Annotated in this window: 11 protein-coding genes; 5 read left to right on the forward strand and 6 right to left on the reverse strand. The window is 73.7% G+C overall.

Going from position 1 to position 17,248, the window contains the following annotated elements:
* The first annotated feature begins 3 nt into the window (after nucleotides 1–3).
* Complete coding sequence (locus J3P32_RS06895) at nucleotides 4–1,236, forward strand: alpha-hydroxy acid oxidase (RefSeq protein ID WP_210439083.1); 1,233 nt, start codon at nucleotides 4–6, stop codon at nucleotides 1,234–1,236.
* Nucleotides 1,237–1,238: 2 nt separating this feature from the next.
* Here the strand turns inward: J3P32_RS06895 and J3P32_RS06900 are convergent, their stop codons facing one another.
* The gene (locus J3P32_RS06900) at nucleotides 1,239–2,171 is read right to left on the reverse strand and encodes a 2-hydroxyacid dehydrogenase (RefSeq protein WP_307807757.1); all 933 of its coding nucleotides are present in this window, start codon (nucleotides 2,169–2,171) and stop codon (nucleotides 1,239–1,241) included.
* Nucleotides 2,172–2,263: 92 nt separating this feature from the next.
* Here J3P32_RS06900 and J3P32_RS06905 point away from each other — a divergent pair, with 92 nt between their 5' ends.
* The 4 genes from J3P32_RS06905 to J3P32_RS06920 all read left to right on the forward strand — a co-directional run bounded on the left by J3P32_RS06905 (nucleotide 2,264) and on the right by J3P32_RS06920 (nucleotide 7,759).
* Nucleotides 2,264–3,175, forward strand: a complete 912-nt coding sequence (locus J3P32_RS06905) for an AEC family transporter (protein WP_210439087.1) — start codon at nucleotides 2,264–2,266, stop codon at nucleotides 3,173–3,175.
* Nucleotides 3,176–3,195: 20 nt separating this feature from the next.
* Nucleotides 3,196–4,605: an FAD-binding oxidoreductase gene (locus J3P32_RS06910; protein WP_210439089.1), complete on the forward strand. Its 1,410-nt coding sequence runs from the start codon at nucleotides 3,196–3,198 to the stop codon at nucleotides 4,603–4,605.
* A 27-nt stretch (nucleotides 4,606–4,632) separates the two neighbouring features.
* A complete protein-coding gene (locus J3P32_RS06915) occupies nucleotides 4,633–5,775 on the forward strand; it encodes a CDP-glycerol glycerophosphotransferase family protein (protein WP_210439090.1) in 1,143 nt (380 codons plus the stop codon).
* A gap of 100 nt (nucleotides 5,776–5,875) precedes the next feature.
* Nucleotides 5,876–7,759, forward strand: coding sequence for a reprolysin-like metallopeptidase (locus J3P32_RS06920; protein WP_210439091.1), 1,884 nt, complete (start codon nucleotides 5,876–5,878; stop codon nucleotides 7,757–7,759).
* Between the two features lie 56 nt (nucleotides 7,760–7,815).
* Here J3P32_RS06920 and J3P32_RS06925 read toward each other — a convergent pair whose 3' ends face one another.
* The 5 genes from J3P32_RS06925 to cobN form a co-directional block, all read right to left on the reverse strand.
* Entirely contained in the window at nucleotides 7,816–8,649 is an 834-nt protein-coding gene (locus J3P32_RS06925) for a CPBP family intramembrane glutamic endopeptidase (RefSeq protein WP_307807759.1), read from the reverse strand.
* Between the two features lie 81 nt (nucleotides 8,650–8,730).
* Nucleotides 8,731–9,930 (reverse strand): MFS transporter, encoded by a 1,200-nt coding sequence (locus J3P32_RS06930; RefSeq protein WP_307861606.1) that lies wholly within the window; start codon nucleotides 9,928–9,930, stop codon nucleotides 8,731–8,733.
* Between the two features lie 75 nt (nucleotides 9,931–10,005).
* Nucleotides 10,006–12,588, reverse strand: a complete 2,583-nt coding sequence (gene clpB, locus J3P32_RS06935) for an ATP-dependent chaperone ClpB (RefSeq protein WP_210439092.1) — start codon at nucleotides 12,586–12,588, stop codon at nucleotides 10,006–10,008.
* 316 nt (nucleotides 12,589–12,904) lie between these two features.
* Nucleotides 12,905–13,645 (reverse strand): precorrin-6A synthase (deacetylating), encoded by a 741-nt coding sequence (gene cobF, locus J3P32_RS06940; protein WP_307807762.1) that lies wholly within the window; start codon nucleotides 13,643–13,645, stop codon nucleotides 12,905–12,907.
* Nucleotides 13,642–17,244: a cobaltochelatase subunit CobN gene (cobN, locus tag J3P32_RS06945; RefSeq protein WP_210439093.1), complete on the reverse strand. Its 3,603-nt coding sequence runs from the start codon at nucleotides 17,242–17,244 to the stop codon at nucleotides 13,642–13,644. The genes cobF and cobN overlap by 4 nt, the downstream gene beginning before the upstream one ends.
* Nucleotides 17,245–17,248 lie beyond the last annotated feature (4 nt).

Consider the following 17,248-nt stretch of genomic DNA (forward strand, 5'->3'; position numbering starts at 1 on the left):
CCGATGACGCAGCTCAGCAGCCGCCGCCAGGTCCCGCGGTGGCGGGACCTCGAGCCCTTCCTCCGTCCGCGACCGCTCGAGCGCGACGTCGTACGCCGCCGGCTCGCGCGCTGCCTGTCGGTCGACGACGTCGAGCGCCTCGCGCGCCGCCGGGTGCCCGGCGCGGTCTGGGACTACGTCGCCGGCGGGTCGGACTCGGAGATCGCCATGCGCCGCAACCGCGACGCCTTCGACCGCGTCGAGCTCCGCCCGACCGCCTTCAGCCAGGTAGCCGAGCCCGAACTCGCGACCACGCTCCTCGGGCGCCCGGCAGCGGCCCCGATCGCGCTGGCCCCGACCGGGTACACGCGCCTGGGCCACCACACCGGGGAGCGGGCCGTCGCGGCTGCGGCGGAGCGCGCCGGGCTGCCGTACACCCTCTCGACCTACGCCACGACCTCGATCACCGACGTCGCGCGGGCCGCACCGGGCGGTCGCAACTGGTTCCAGGTGTACCTGATGAAGGACCGCGCGGTCACCGGGGCGCACCTCGACGAGGCGCGCGCCCAGGGGTTCGAGGCGCTGGTGCTCACCATCGACACGACGGTCACCGGGATGAAGCGCAAGGACAAGCTGAACGGCTTCGCGATCCCGCCACAGCTCACGGCGCGCACGATGGCCGGGATGGCCAGGCACCCTCGCTGGGTCGCCGACATACTCACGACCGAGCCGCTGAGCTTCGCGACCTTCCCGGCGGGCTCGGAGTACGCCCGCTGGGGCATGTCCAACCAGCTGCGCGAGCAGCAGATCCGCCCCGCGGATGTCACGTGGCTGCGCGAGCGGTGGGATGGCCCCGTCGTGGTCAAGGGCGTCCAGTCGGTCGGCGACGCTGTCGCCGCGGTCGACGCCGGGGCGGACGCCATCGTGCTGTCCAACCACGGCGGACGCCAGCTCGACCGCGCCCCGGTTCCCCTGGAGCTGCTGCCGCAGGTCGTCGAGGCGGTCTCAGGCCGCACGGAGGTCTGGCTGGACTCGGGCGTGCGCAGCGGGGGCGACGTGGTGGCGGCGGTGGCCCTCGGCGCCACCGGCGTGATGGTCGGCCGGGCCTACCTCTACGGCCTGATGGTCGGTGGGGAGCGCGGCGTGACCCACGTGCTCGACCTGCTCGCCGAGGAGATGCGCCGCGCGATGTGCATGCTCGGCACGCCCACGATCGCCGACCTCACGCCCGAGCACGCACGGCTGCGGGACCGATGAGCTCATCCGACGGGGGTGACCAGCTCGCCGCGCTCGAGGAAGGCGTCGATGTTGGCGAGCACGAGCCGGCCCATCGCCTCCCGGGTCTCGGTGGTCGCACTGCCGACGTGCGGCAGCAGCACCACGTCGTCGCGCCGCAGCAGCGCCTCGGGCACGTGCGGCTCGTCGGCGAAGACGTCGAGCCCGGCCCCGGCGATCCGGCCGTCCTCGAGCGCGGCCACCAGCGCGTCCTCGTCGACGACCGAGCCCCGCGCGACGTTGACGAGGTAGCCCTCGGGGCCCAGCGCGTCGAGGACCGCTGCGTCGACGAGCTTGTCGGTACCCGCTCCGCCGGGCGTGAGGACCACCAGCACGTCGCTCGCGGCGGCGAGCTCGACGGGGCTCGGGTGGTAGGCCCACGCGACGGCCTTGCGGCTGCGGGAGTGGTAGTGGATCTCGGCCCCGAAGGCCTCCAGCCGCTCGGCGGCGGCGGTGCCGATGCGGCCGAGGCCGAGCACGCCGACCACCGAGCCCCGCACGTCCCGGGTCAGCGGCACCCGCTCGCCGCGCGACCACGCGCCGCTGCGGACGAACCGGTCCGCCGCGGTGATCCCGCGCAGCACGTCGACGACCAGGGCGGCCGCCAGGTCGGCGACGGCGTCGGTCAGCACGTCGGGGGTGTTGGACACGACGATGCCGCGGCGGGTCGCCTCGGCCACGTCGACGTTGTCGTAGCCGACGCCGAAGTTGGCGATCGCCCGCAGGTCCGGCAGCGCGTCCAGCTCGGCCGCGCCCACCTTCGCGCCGCCGCCCACGACCGCGACCTCGACGCCTGCCGGGTCGGCGAGGTCGGCGAGCCGCGGGGCGGCGTACCGCTCCGTCAGCCACTCGCGCACGAACGGCATGAGCCCGCCGAGCTGGACGACGCGGACCTGGTGCGTGGTGTCGGTGGTCACCGCGCCATCCTTGCCGTGCGGCGGTCGTCGCGTCCAAGACGAGCTCGACATCGCGCGATACCCCGTGCGGCGCAGAGGGAGAGGGAGCCCGCGTGGGTCTGCTGATCGGCTTCACCACGATCCTCCTCGTCATCGCCGCCGGCGCCGCCCTGGCCCACGTCGGCGTGCTCGACAGCCGCTCGCAGCGCACCCTCGGCGAGATCGCGTTCTTCGTGGCGTCGCCGGCCCTGATGGTGGTGACGATCAGCGAGGTCCACCTCGAGGCGGCCGCGGCCAACCTAATCGCCTCGAGCGTCTCGCTCGGCGCGTGCTTCTGGGCGTACGTCGCCATCGCCCGGCTGCGGTGGCGCCTCGACACCGGCGCGCTGCTCATCGGGGCGCTGTCGGCGTCCTACGTCAACGCCGGCAACCTCGGCATCGCGATCGCGGCCTACGTCGTCGGCGACATCACGGTCGTCGTGCCGACGCTGCTGGTGCAGATGCTGCTCGTGCAGCCCGTCGCGCTGGTCGTCCTCGACCGGGTCACCGGCCGCGGCGACGGCGTGCGCGCCGCCGTCCGCCGCCTCGTCACCAACCCCCTCACCGTCGCCGCCCTCCTCGGCCTGGTGCTCGCGGTCACCGGGTGGCGCCTGCCCGCCCCGGTGCTGTTGCCGCTCGAGCTGCTCGCGGGCGCGGCGATCCCCCTCATGCTGATGTCGTACGGCGCTGCGCTCCGGCTGAGCCCGCCCGTCGGCAGGGCCGGCCACAACGGCGAGGTCCTCCTCGTCACAGGCCTCAAGATGGCGGTCATGCCGGTCGTCGCCTGGCTCGTCGGCGTCGGCCTCGGGCTCGACGGCCCGGTCCTGCTCGGCGTGGTCATCACCGCCGCCCTGCCCACCGCGCAGAACATCTTCCTGCACGCCACCCGCTACCGCGTGGGCGAGGACGTCGCACGCGAGACCATCCTGATCACCACCCTGGCCTCGCTGCCCACCGCGCTGCTCGTCGCGGTGCTGCTGGGCTGAGACCCACCGAGGAGACCACCGTGACCGACCTGCTCGAGCAGCTGCGCGCCGCTGTCGGCGACGCCCACGTCCTGACCGACCCCGAGGACGTCGCGGCGTACGTCGTCGACTGGACCGGCGTCCACACGGGGCGCGCGCTCGCGGTCGTGCGCCCCGGCTCCACCGACGAGGTGGCGGCGGTCGTGCGCGCCTGTCGCGGGGCACGCGCGCCGATCGTCCCGCAGGGCGGCAACACCGGACTGGTCGGCGGCGGCGTGCCGGACGGCTCCGGCAGCCAGGTGGTGCTTTCCCTCGGCCGGATGCGGACCGTCCGTGCCGTCGACCCGGTCGCGGGCACGGTCACCGTCGACGCCGGGGTGGTGCTGGCGGACGTGCAGGCCGCGGCGGAGGCGGCCGGTCGGCTCTTCCCGATGTCACTGGGCTCCGAGGGCAGCTGCACGATCGGCGGCAACCTCGCCACCAACGCGGGCGGCACCGCGGTGCTGCGCTACGGGATGACCCGCGAGCTGGTGCTGGGCCTGGAGGTCGTGCTCCCCGACGGGCGGGTGTGGGACGGGCTGCGAGGCCTGCGCAAGGACAACACCGGCTACGACCTCACCCAGCTGTTCGTCGGGTCGGAGGGCACGCTCGGCGTGATCACCGGGGCGGTCCTCCGGCTCTTCCCGGCCACCCCGCGGCACGCCACCGCCTGGGTGGCGGTACCCGACGTCGCGGCCGCGGTGGCGCTGCTCGCGGTCGCCCAGGAGCGGGCGGGGGCCCACCTCACCACCTTCGAGATCGCCAACCGGCAGGCCCTCGACCTCGTCCTCGCCCACCTGCCGGGCGCCGTCGACCCGCTCGACGAGCCGAGCGACTGGTACGTCCTCGTCGAGCTCGCCGCGACCGAGGCGGACCACGGGCTCGACGACACCCTCGAGGCGGTCCTCGGGGAGGCGGTCGAGACGGGGCTGGCCACCGACGCCGCGATCGCCGGCAGCCGCGCGCAGCGCTCGGCGCTCTGGTCGCTGCGCGAGGGCATCTCCGAGGTGCAGAAGGTCGAGGGGGCCACCCTGAAGCACGACGTCACCCTGCCGATCGCCGACCTCGCCGCCTGGACCGACGCCATGGGCCCGCGGCTGCAGCAGATCCTGCCGGGTGTGCGGCCGGTGACCTACGGCCACGTCGGCGACGGCAACCTGCACTACAACCTGAACGCGCCGGTGGGTCGCGACGACGACCTCCGGGCGGCGGCCGCCCAGCTGTCCACGGCGATCTACGACGCGGTGGCCGCGGCCGACGGCTCCATCAGCGCCGAGCACGGCCTCGGCCGGACGAAGGCGGCGGCCGCGGCGTCGTACAAGTCCGACGTCGAGGTCGACCTGATGTGGGCGGTCAAGCGGGCGCTCGACCCGGAGGGCCTGATGAACCCCGGGGTCCTGGTTCCGGACTGATCCGCGCGCCCTCCTAGGATTCGCGCCGTGAACGACGCGCACGTCCTGGTCTACTTCGGCGAGGACCCCTCCCGGGCCTACCAGCTCGTCCAGTGGCTCGACGTGCTGGCCGTGCTCGACGCCACCCGCCCGGTCACCGTCGTGCTGCGCGACCCCGCCGTCGCCAGGCTGCTCGACGGCAGCACCCGCCTGCCCGTGGTCACCGCGGAGTCCTACCCCGAGCTGATGGAGGCCTACGCCGAGCTCGACGCGAAGGTGGTGCTCTACGTCAACAACTCCCCCACCAACTTCGCCTCCCTCGTCGACAGCCGGATGCTCCACGTGCACATCAACCACGGCGAGAGCGACAAGCACAGCATGGCCAGCAACAACGCCAAGGCCTACGACCGCGTGCTGGTCGCCGGCGAGGCGGCCGTGCGCCGGCACACCGAGGCGCTGATGGAGCTCGACACCTCCCGGCTGGTGCGCGTGGGCCGACCGCAGCTCGACCTGCCCCGACGGCCGCTGATCGAGCGCTCGGACCGGCGCACGATCCTCTACGCACCGACCTGGGAGGGGGACGCCGACTACAACGACTACACGTCGCTCGACGTGCTCGGCGTGGAGATCGTCCGGGCCGCGCTCGCGGTGCCCGGGGCCCGCCTGGTCTACAAGCCGCACCCGAAGATCGTCACCAGCCTCACCCCCGCCGTCGCCGAGGCGCACCTGGCCGTCCTCGAGCTCGTCGAGCAGGCCGCCGCCGCGGACCCGGCCGCCGGGCACACCGCCGTCGTGTCGGGCGACATCCTGGCCGTGATGTCGGACTGCGACCTGCTCGTGTGCGACGTCTCCTCGGTGGGGCTCGACTGGCTCTACCTGTGCACGGACCGGCCGCTGGTGCTCACCGACCGGCACGACGACGCCGCCCTGTTCGCGCGCGACGTGCCGGTGAGCCGAGGAGCCGACGTGGTCACGGCGCGGACCGTCGCCGACCTCGCCGACCTCCTGGCCGACCGCCTGGAGCAGGACGAGCACCTGCTCGCCCGCCATCAGCTGCGCCGCTTCTACTTCGACGACCTGGCGGTGGGCGAGAGCACGGTGCGCTTCGTGCGCACCGTCTCCGACCTGTGCGACCGGCGCGACCGGCTGCAAGGGCTCGGCACCGACGAGGCGCTGCCCGTCCCGTCCTAGCCGGCCGCACGACCAGCAGGACCGGCAGGACCGGCAGGACCGGAGGGTTTGGGCCCGCCCACCGGGGGCACGAAGGGCCCGAGAGAGAAGGGGGACTCCCATGTCCAGCACCACGAAGCTGTCGGTCGGCGTGGCCGGCCTGTGCGCCATCGCACTGGCCGCCACCACCGCACCCGTCACCACGGCCACCGCATCGGCCGACGAGGACGCCCGTCCCGTCGCGCTGCTCAGCGCCGCGCCGGCCGCGCGCGCCACACCGGGCGCCGCGGGTGAGCGGTCCCGGGCCGTCCGCATCGACACCGCCGCGCTGCGCGGCGTGCGAGCCGGCGACCAGGTCAGGCTCGACCTGTTCGGCGACGCCAGCGTCGTCGCGGCCGTCGCCGACCGCGACACCGCGGACGGCGTCACCTCGTGGACGGGCGCGCTCGTCGGCACGGCCGGCACGTTCAGCGCCGTCGAGGTCGACGGCGTCGCGCACGTCAGCGTGACGTCCGCCGAGGACGGCTCCTTCGAGGTGCGCAGCACCGGCAGCGGCGGCTACGAGGTCGTCGAGGTCCCGGCGAACCCGGCGGCCGGTGACGACGCCGTACGACCGGGCGACGAGCACGCGCTCCACGCCGCCGAGGACGCCGGGCACGCGGGGCATGCCGGGCACGCAGAGGACACCGGGGACGCCGGCGCGCCGGACGGTCGGGCCGCGCGCAGCACCGACGCCTCCGAGGCGCCGGTCGCCGCGGACGCTCCGTCGGTGATCGACGTGGCCATCGTCTACCCGGCCTCGCTCCCCGCGCAGTTCGGCACCCCCGCCATGGAGGCGATGTTCGCCCAGGGCATCACCCAGACCAACCAGGCCCTCGCCGCCTCGGGCGTCGGCACCACGGTGCGCCTCGTCGGGACCCGCCAGGTCGCCGCTCCGCAGGCGTCGACCCTGATGGCCAACTACACGGCGCTCGGGACGCCCCGTGACGGCGTCTTCGACGAGGCGCAGGCACTGCGCGAGGAGACGCACGCCGACCTCGTGAGCCTCTGGCTCGGCGGCACCTACCCCTCCGGGACGTCCTGCGGGCTCGGGTCGCTCGGCGGCTCCAGCCCCCAGCACGACCCCGAGCGCGCCGCGTGGACGGTGGTGTGGGCCGACAGGTGCGCCGTCGGCAACCTCACCTTCGCGCACGAGATCGGCCACAACCTCAGCGCCGACCACGACGCCAGCGCCTCCGCTCCTCCCACCGGCGGCAAGCCGTACGCCCGCGGCTACGTCGACGTGGCGGGGAAGTTCGTGACGGTGATGGCGTACCAGAACAGCTGCAGCGACTGCACCCGCATCGGCTACTTCTCGAACCCCGGCGTGTCCTACGGCGGCCGGCCCACCGGCACCCCCGCCGCACACAACGCCCTCGCCATCAGCGAGCAGGTCGGTGCCGTCGCGAACTACCGGCAGTCGCAGATCTACCCGGGGCAGGTCAGCATCGCCGGGCGCGCCCGCTTCAAGGGCACCGCCTCGGCCGCCTCGACCCCCTGGGCGCCCGCCGTCACGCTGGGCTACCAGTGGCTGCTCGACGGGGTCGCCGTCCCGGGCGCCACGGGCAGCACCTTCAGGCTCTCGCGCCGCGACATCGGCAAGGTCCTCACCCTCCAGGTGTCCGGCTCGGCGCCCTGGTACCAGACCGTCGCGGTCACCACGCCGCCCGTCGTCGTCGGCAAGGCTCAGTTCAGGACTTCGCGACCCAGGCTGAGCGGCGTGCCCCGCGCCGGGCGGGTCCTGTCGGTGACGGTGAAGGGCTGGAAGCCCAAGCCGGCCAAGAAGAGCGTCAAGGTGCGCTACCAGTGGCTGAAGAACGGGAAGAAGATCAAGGGCGCCAGGAAGGCGGCCTACCGCGTCCGCGCCAAGGACCGCGGCAAGAAGATCTCCGTCCGCGTCACGACCAAGGCCACCGGCTACGAGAAGGCCTCACGCACCTCGAAGAAGGTCAAGGTCCGCCGCTGAGACGCGGACGTCCTACGGACGCGCGAGGCATCGCGCGTCCGTGGGACGTCCGGACATCACAGGGTCGGCAGCCAGTCGACCCGCCCGGCGAGCGCGGCGTACCCCACGAACGCGCCCACGTCGAGCAGCGTGTGCGCCACCACGAACGGCAGCACCCGTCCCCAGCGCCGGAAGAGCCAGCCGAAGAGCAGCCCCATCGCGAGGTTGCCGACGAAGCCGCCGAGCCCCTGGTAGAGGTGGTAGCTGCCGCGCAGCAGCGCCGCGAGCCCGATCGCCGCGGAGTCGCCGAAGCCGATCTGGCGCAGCCGCACCTGCACGAAGCCGAGCACGACGAGCTCCTCGAGCACCGCGTTCTCCGCGGCCGCGAGCACCAGCACCGGCACCTGCCACCACTCCCCCGGCAACGACTGGGCGACGACGGTGAGGTTGGTGCCGAGCGCGAAGGTCGCGAGGTAGAACACCACGCCGAGCGACCCGACGCCCGCGGCCAGCAGGGCCCCGCGGCCCCAGTCGGCCCCCGTGCTCCAGCCGCCGTCGCGGGCCCAGACGTCGCGCAGACGGGTGCCGGAGCGCACGAGGAGGTACGCCGCCAGGGCGACGGGCACGAGCGCGAAGGCGATGCGCAGCAGCTGGTAGGTCAGGTCGAGCCACGGCCGGTCCGGCGCGAGCGAGTTGTTGAGGGTCGCCGCCTGCGCGGACAGCGGCCCGGGCGCGGTGAGCGCCGAGACGATGCTGACGACCGAGTAGACCGCACTGCGGCCGAGGGAGAGGAGCAGCACGAGCGCCAGCTCCGTCCAGAGCAGCGCCTTAGCGAGGTCGGGCACGCCGCCCGGCACCGGCGTGTCCCGCAGCTTCCACCACGGGCGCGCGGCGTCGGTCAGGGTGCTCACCGGGACAGCATCCCCCAGCGGCCAACTGCGCACCGGCCGCCCCGGCACGCGCCCGCGCCCGACTGCACCGCTCGAGGGGCTTCAGCCCAGCGGTCGCTCGTGGACCACGGGCACGAGGGCCACCGCCACCAGCGGGAAGAGCGCCGCGAGCGCGAAGGTGCCGGCGTACCCCGCACTCGCGACGGCGAGCCCGCCGATCGGCGGCACGAGCGCCGCCGCGAGGAACTGGGCGGTGTTCTGCACGCCCAGCGCGCGACCTGACCAGCTCGGCCCGGCGCGCTCGGCGACGGCCGTGAACGCCAGGCCGTTGTCGGCGACGGTGATGATCGTGGCGACGACGAGGAGCGGCACGGCGACCGCTGCGTCGACGCCGGCCGCGAGGCCGAGCAGCGCCATCGACAGGCCCGCTGCGATCGCGACCCACCGCAGCGGGCGCATCCGCGACGCCACGTGGTCGGAGAGCTGACCCGCCCCGATGCGGCCGAGCGCCGCGAGCAGCTGGGTGCTCGCGACGAGCGACCCGGCCGCGGCGGGCTCCCAGCCGCGCTCCTGGATGAGCCACACCAGCGCGAAGGTCCAGACGACGAACTGGGGCACCACGAGCAGGACCGAGACACCGTGGATCCGGGCGAGGTAGCGGTCGCGCTGGTAGGGATTCGGGGCGGCTCCTGCCTCCGGAGCGGTCCGCGGCGGATCCAGCACGACCAGCGCGACGACGACGGTCGCGGCGGCGCAGGCGATCGTGGGCACCCAGAGCGCGGCACGCACGCCCTCGGCATGGGCGACGACGGGCACGGTGAGGGCAGCGACGCCCACGCCGACCGGCTGGGCCATCTGGCGGATGCCCACCGCCAGCCCGCGCCGCCGCGGCGGGAACCAGCCGACCACGACGCGTCCCGACGCGGCGTTCGTCGAGGCAGCGGCAGCCCCGCCGAGGAAGAGCGCAGCGGCGAGGAGCGCGCCGTCGGACGCCGCGACGGCCAGCAGGCCGGCCAGCGTCGCGAGGCCCAGGCCGGCGAGCAGTGCCAGCCGTTCACCGCGCCGGTCGGTGAACCAGCCCCAGGCGACGAGCGTCAGCATCACGCCGACCATCGGAGCCGCCGTCACGAGGCCGGCCTCCGCGATGCCCATGCCGCGCTGGTCGTGCAGCGCCGGGATGAGGAAGACCGCGCCGTTGGTCATCACGGCTGCGGCTGCCTGCGCCACCGTGCTCGCCGCGAGCATCGCCCATCGCCGGGCGGTGCCGACCGGGCTGCGGTCGACCAGCCTGCTTCCCGTCACGGCTGCACGCTAGGCGCCGGCGCGGACCGGCGCCCAGCGTGTTCCACCGCCCGAGACCCGGACGGCGACCCGGGATCAGGTCAGGACCAGGCCCTCGTCCCCGACGTCGACCGTGACGGAGCCTCCGTCCGTCACCGTGCCGGCGATCAGCATCCGGGCGAGCGGGTCACCGATCGCGGACTGGATCAGCCGCCGCAGCGGCCGGGCGCCGTACGCCGGGTCGTAGCCCGTCTCGGCCAGCCACGCCCGCGCCGCGTCGGTCACCGAGATCGTGATCCGCCGGACGGCGAGGCGCTTCTCCAGCAGCGCGAGCTGGAGGTCGACGATGTGGGCGAGGTCGTCCTTGGTCAGCGCCTCGAACATCACGACCTCGTCGAGCCGGTTGAGGAACTCGGGCTTGAAGTGCGCCCGCACCACGCCCATCACCGACTCCTTCTTCACCGTCGGCTCCATCAGGGGGTCGACGAGGAAGTTCGAGCCGAGGTTGGAGGTCAGGATGAGCAGCGTGTTGCGGAAGTCCACCGTGCGGCCCTGGCCGTCGGTGAGCCGGCCGTCGTCGAGCACCTGCAGGAGGATGTCGAAGACCTCCGGGTGCGCCTTCTCGACCTCGTCGAGCAGCACCACGCTGTAGGGCCGGCGCCGCACCGCCTCGGTCAGCTGGCCGCCCTCGTCGTAGCCGACGTAGCCGGGCGGGGCGCCGACGAGCCGCGAGACCGAGTGCTTCTCGCTGTACTCGCTCATGTCGATGCGCACGATGGCGCGCTCGTCGTCGAACAGGAAGTCGGCGAGCGACTTGGCGAGCTCGGTCTTGCCGGTGCCGGTGGGTCCGAGGAACAGGAAGGACCCGGTCGGCCGGTTGGGGTCGGAGATGCCGGCGCGCGAGCGGCGTACGGCGTCGCTGACGGCCTCGACCGCCTCGCGCTGCCCGATCAACCGCTGGCCGATGACCTTCTCCATCTCGAGCAGCTTGGCGGTCTCGCCCTGCAGCATCTTGCCGGTCGGGATGCCGGTCCACGCCTCGACGACGTCGGCGATCTGCTCGGCGCCGACCTCCTCGCCCACCAGCGGCTCCAGGTCGGCCTGCTCATTCTTCTCGACCTCGGCGATCTGCTTCTCGAGCTCGGGGATCTTGCCGTACTGGATCTCGGAGGCGCCCGCGAGGTCGCCCTCGCGCAGCTTCTTCTCGGCCTCGATCTTCAGCTGGTCGAGCTGGCGGCGCAGCTCGCCCTCGCCCTGCAGCTGGTCCTTCTCGCGCTCCCAGCGGGCCTCGAGGCCGCGCAGCTCCTCCTCGCGGTCGGCGAGGTCCTTCTGCAGGACCTGCAGCCGCTCGACGGACGCGGGGTCGGTCTCCTTCTCGAGCGCGAACTGCTCCATCTTGAGCCGGTCGACCTGGCGGCGCAGCACGTCGATCTCCTCGGGCGAGGACTCGTGCTCCATCCGCAGCCGCGACGCGGCCTCGTCGATGAGGTCGATGGCCTTGTCGGGCAGCTGCCGGCCGGTGATGTAGCGGTCGGACAGCGTGGCGGCGGCGACGAGCGCGGCGTCGGTGATGCGCACGCCGTGGTGGGCCTCGTACTTCTCCTGGATGCCGCGCAGGATCTGGATGGTGTCCTCGACGCTGGGCTCGCCGACGAAGACCTGCTGGAAGCGGCGCTCCAGGGCGGGGTCCTTCTCGATGCGCTCGCGGTACTCGTCGAGCGTCGTCGCGCCGATCATGTGCAGCTCGCCGCGGGCGAGCATCGGCTTGAGCATGTTGCCGGCGTCCATCGCGGAGTCGCCGCCGGCGCCCGCGCCGACGACCGTGTGCAGCTCGTCGATGAACGTGATGACCTGACCGCCGGCGTCCTTGATCTCCTCGAGCACGGCCTTGAGCCGCTCCTCGAACTCGCCGCGGTACTTCGCGCCCGCCACCATCGCGGCCAGGTCGAGCGCGAGCACGCGCCGGCCCTTCAGCGAGTCGGGCACGTCGCCGGCCACCACGCGCTGGGCGAGGCCCTCGACGACGGCGGTCTTGCCGACGCCGGGCTCGCCGATGAGGACGGGGTTGTTCTTGGTGCGTCGCGACAGCACCTGGATGACCCGGCGGATCTCGGCGTCGCGACCGATGACGGGGTCGAGCCGGCCGTCCTCCGCCGCCTGGGTGAGGTCGACGGAGAACTTCTCCAGCGACTCGTACGACGCCTCGGCGCTCTCGCTGGTCACCCGCCGGCTGCCGCGCACGGCGGTGATCGCCTCGCGCAGCCCGGCGGCGGTGAGGCCCGCGTCGGTGAGCACCCTCTGCGCCGGCGACTCGACGGTCGCGATGGCGACGAGCAGGTGGTCGGTGGCGACGTAGTCGTCCTTCATCGACCCCGCGAGGTCGAGCGACGACGCGAGCACACGGGTCAGGGCAGCGGACGCGGCGGGCTGCTGGACGGTCGAGCCGGTCGCGCGGGGCAGCTGCTGCTGGACGCCCTCGGCCTGCGCGAGCAGCGTGGCCGGGTCCACGCCGGCCTTCTGCACGAGGCTGCGGGTGGCGCCGTCCTCCTGCCGGAGCAGGGCGACGAGCAGGTGGATCGGCTCGGTGGTGCTGTTGCCGCCGGTGGTGGCGGCGAGCTGGGCAGCCTCGATGACCTCGCGGCTGCGGGTGGTGAACTTCTCGGCACCGAACTGGCTCAACTCAGTCTCCTGGGTCACGGACGGATCTGCGGGGACCACTCTGGTCCCACCTCGGTCAACGCGCCAGGAGTTGAGTCGATTCCCCTCAACTTTGAGAATTTGGGCGAGCTCGGGCTGCCGGCCCCCCTGCCGCCGCCGCCCCCTGCGTCATACGAACCCGCACGCATAGGTGCCGATCCGCATGACGCTCGCCCCGGGTACGGCCCAGCGTCATACGAACCCGCACCCATAGGTGCCGAACGGCATGACGCTGCGCCCCGGGCCCCCTGCGTCATACGAACCCGCACCCATAGGTCCCGGTCCGCATGACGCACGGTCACCGGCGCCGGAGCAGGTAGGTGTCCATCACCCAGCCGTCCGCGTCCTTCGCGCGCCGGCGGGCGGCGCGGACGTCGTCCACCACGTCGCCCAGCCGCCCCGCGACGAGCTCCTCGTGCGGGCTGCCGAGGTTGGCACCCCACCAGATGTCCCACGCGCCGGGGAGGGAGGCCGCCTGCAGCCCGCCGTCGAGCATCACGACCAGGTTGTCGTGGCCGGCCGCGACCTCGCCGTGCAGGCGCCGGCCGGTCGTCACCAGCACCGGCCGGCCGACCTCGTGCAGCACGATCCGGTGCCGGGCCGCGAGGAGCGAGAGCGCGGAGACCCCAGGCAGCACGTCGTACGGCAGGTCGAGGCGGTCGACGACGCGGATCGTCGAGTCGTAGAACGCCGGGTCGCCCCAGACCAGGAACCCCACCGTCCCGGGCCGACTCGCGATGAGGCTGCCGTACGCCGCCGCGCGGGCGTCGTGCCAGTCGAGGACCGCGCCGTCGTAGTCGGCCGGGTCGTCGCGGTCGCGCGGGGGGTCGGGGACGGCGACCAGCTCGACGCCGAGGTCCGCGCAGACGGCGCGGCGCAGCGCGAGCAGCGGGTCGTCCGGACCGTCGCCGGAGCCCTTGTCGGCCGCGATGACGTAGTCGCACGCCGCGATCGCCTCGCGCGCCTCGGCGGTCAGCTGACCGGGATGGCAGCCGATGCCGACGATGCGGATCCGCGACACCGCGCCGACCTCGATCACCGGTCCTCCAGCTCGCCCTCGACGTCGAGGTAGACCTGCTGCAGCGCTGCCATCACCTCGGCGTCCGGGTGCTCCCACAGCCCCCGCTCGGCCGCCTCGTGCAGCCGCTCGACGATGCCGCGCAGCGCCCACGGGTTGGAGGTGCGCAGGAACTGCTGGGTGGTCTCGTCGAGGACGTACTCCCTGGCCAGCGCCTCGTACATCCAGTCGTGCACGACCCCGGCGGTGGCGTCGAAGCCGAAGAGGTAGTCGACGGTGGCGGCGAGCTCGAAGGCACCCTTGTAGCCGTGGCGCTGCATCGCGCCGATCCAGCGCGGATTGACCACGCGAGCGCGGAAGACGCGGGTGGTCTCCTCCTGCAGCGTCCGGGTGCGGACCGCGTCGGGCGTCGTCGAGTCGCCGACGTACGCCCTGGGGTCGCTGCCGGTCAGCGCGCGCACCGTCGCGACCATGCCGCCGTGGTACTGGAAGTAGTCGTCGCTGTCGGCGATGTCGTGCTCGCGGGTGTCGACGTTCTTGGCCGCGACCTTGATGCGCCGGTAGTTGGTGCGCATGTCGTCGGCGGCCGGCGCCCCGTCGAGGTCGCGGCCGTAGGCGAAGCCGCCCCACGTCGTGTAGACCTCCGCGAGGTCCTGGTCGCTGCGCCAGCTGCCGGACTCGACGACCTGCAAGATGCCGGCGCCGTACGACCCGGGCTTGGAGCCGAAGATGCGGGTGGTCGAGCGCCGTTCGTCGCCGTGCTCGGCGAGGTCGGCGCGCGCGTGCGCCCGGACGTGGTTGTGCTCGTCGGGCTCGTCGAGCCCGGCGACGAGGCGCACGGCGTCGTCGAGCATCGCGACCACGTGGGGGAAGGCGTCGCGGAAGAAGCCCGAGATGCGCACGGTGACGTCGATGCGGGGGCGGCCGAGCTCGTCGAGCGGGATGACCTGCAGGTCGTTGACCCGGCGGGAGGCCTCGTCCCACACCGGGCGTACGCCGAGCAGGGCGAGCACCTCGGCGACGTCGTCGCCGCTCGTGCGCATCGCGCTCGTGCCCCACACCGACAGCCCGACGGACTCTGGGTAGCCGCCGGTCTCGGCGACGTACTTCGCGACGAGCGACTCGGCCATCGCCTGCCCGGTCTGCCACGCCAGCCGCGACGGCACCGCGCGCGGGTCGACGGTGTAGAAGTTGCGGCCGGTCGGCAGCACGTTGACCAGCCCGCGCAGCGGCGAGCCCGACGGCCCGGCGCTGACGAAGCCGCCGTCGAGCGCGTGGAGCACGGCGTCGAGCTCGTCGGTGGTGCGCGCGAGGCGCGGCACGACCTGGGTGGCGGCGAACTCCAGCACCCGCCGGACCTCGAGGTCGTCGTGGAGCTCGGCGGCGCGTGCCGGGTCCCAGTCGGCCTTGTCCATCTGCTCGACCAGCTCCCGCGCGAGTGCCTCGACCCGGTCCACCTCGCCCGTGCCCTCGGTGGTCGTGTCGAGCCCCAGGCCCAGCGCGGAGCGCAGCCCCGGCACCGCCTGCGCCTGTCCGCCGAACACCTGCGCGGCCCGCAGGATCGCGAGCACGAGGTTGACCCGCGCCTCACCTTCCGGGGCCTGGCCGAGCACGTGCAGGCCGTCGCGGATCTGCGCGTCCTTGATCTCGCACAGCCAGCCGTCGACGTGCATGATGAAGTCGTCGAAGTCCTCCGCGTCCGGCTGCTCCTCGAGCCCGAGGTCGCGGTGCATCTTCGCGGCGTGCATCAGCTGCCAGATCTCCCCGCGGATCGCCGGGAGCTTGGCCGGGTCCATCGCGGCGATGTTGGCGTGCTCGTCGAGCAGCTGCTCGAGGCGGGCGATGTCGCCGTAGGACTCCGCGCGCGCCATCGGCGGCACGAGGTGGTCGATGATCGTCGCGTGCGCGCGGCGCTTGGCCTGCGCGCCCTCGCCCGGGTCGTTGACGAGGAACGGGTAGATGAGCGGCAGGTCGCCGAGCGCCGCGTCGGTGCCGCAGCTCGCCGAGAGCGCGGCGTTCTTGCCGGGCAGCCACTCCAGCGACCCGTGCTTGCCGAGGTGCACGACCGCGTCGGCGCCGAAGCCGCCCTCCTCGACGGGACTGCGGAGCCACCGGTAGGCGCCGAGGTAGTGGTGGGTCGGCGCGAGGTCGGGGTCGTGGTAGATCGCGATGGGGTTCTCGCCGAACCCGCGCGGCGGCTGGATGAGCAGCACGACGTTGCCGGCGCGCACGGTCGCGAGCACGAGCTCGCCGGCGTCGTTGACGAACAGCGACCCGGGCGCCTCGCCCCAGGCCTCGACCATGTCGGCGCGGAGGTCGGCGGGCAGGTCGGCGGTCCACGCGGCGTACTGCTCCGGGGTGATCCGCGCGTGCGCGTCGGTCAGCTGGGCGTGGGTGAGCCACTCCTCGTCCTGGCCGCCGGCCGCGATGAGGGCGTGGATGAGCGCGTCGCCGGCCTCGGTCTCGTCGGCCATCTCGAGGATCCGCGTCACCTCGTTGTCGCCGCCGAGGTCGTAGCCCTCCGCCCGCAGCCGCCGCAGCAGCCGGACCGCCGAGACGGGGGTGTCGAGGCCGACGGCGTTGCCGATGCGGGCGTGCTTGGTCGGGTACGCCGACAGCACCAGCGCGAGCCGCTTGTCCGCGTTCGGGACGTGGCGCAGGCGCGCGTGCCGCACCGCGATGCCCGCGACGCGGGCGCAGCGCTCGAGGTCGGGGACGTAGTGCGGCAGCCCGTCGGCGTCGACCTCCTTGAACGAGAACGGCGCGGTGATGATGCGGCCGTCGAACTCCGGGATCGCGATCTGGGTGGCGGAGTCGAGCGGGCTGACGCCGTCGTCGGACGACTCCCACTCCGCGCGGCTGCTCGTCAGGCAGAGCCCCTGGATGATCGGGATGTCGAGGGCGGACATCCGTGCGACGTCCCACGACTCGTCGTCGCCACCGGCGCCGGCGCCCGCCGGGACGCTGCCGCCCGCGGCGAGGACGGTGACGATCAGCGCGTCCAGCGTGCCGAAGGCGTCGTACAGCTCGTCGGGCGCGGCACGCAGCGACCCGGCGAAGATCGGGACGCCGACCGCCCGGCCCGTCGCGTCGACGGCGTCGGCCAGCGCGTGGACGAAGGCGGTGTTCCCGCTGGCCTCGTGGGCGCGGTAGTAAAGGACACCGATGCGCGGCAGGTCGCTCGTCGCCGCCGGCCTCGCGGCGTACCCCCACTGCGGCAGCACCGTCGGCGCCTCGAACCCCTCGCCGGTGAGCAGCACCGTGTCGCTGAGGAACGCGTGGAGCTGGCGGAGGTTGTCCGGCCCGCCCTCGGCGAGGTAGCGGTGCGCCTCCGCGGCGACCCCCATCGGCACCGACGACAGCTCCATCAGCTCGGCGCTCGGCGTCTGCTCGCCGCCGAGCACGACGACGGGCGTGCCCGTGGCTGCGATGCGGGTGAAGCCGGAGCATAGGTCCTGCGGCGAGCCCAGCAGCCGGCCGACGACGAGGTCGCAGCCCTCGAACACCTCGGCCATCGACTGGTGGCCGGGCCGCGCCGGGTTGGCCAGGACGTAGTCGGCGCCGGACGCTCGCGCGCTCAGCAGGTCGGTGTCGGACGTGGACAGCAGCGCGATGCGCACGGTT

Origin of the sequence: Nocardioides xinjiangensis (assembly GCF_017916385.1) — a bacterium.
In the GTDB taxonomy this organism is placed as follows: Bacteria; Actinomycetota; Actinomycetes; order Propionibacteriales; family Nocardioidaceae; genus Nocardioides; species Nocardioides xinjiangensis.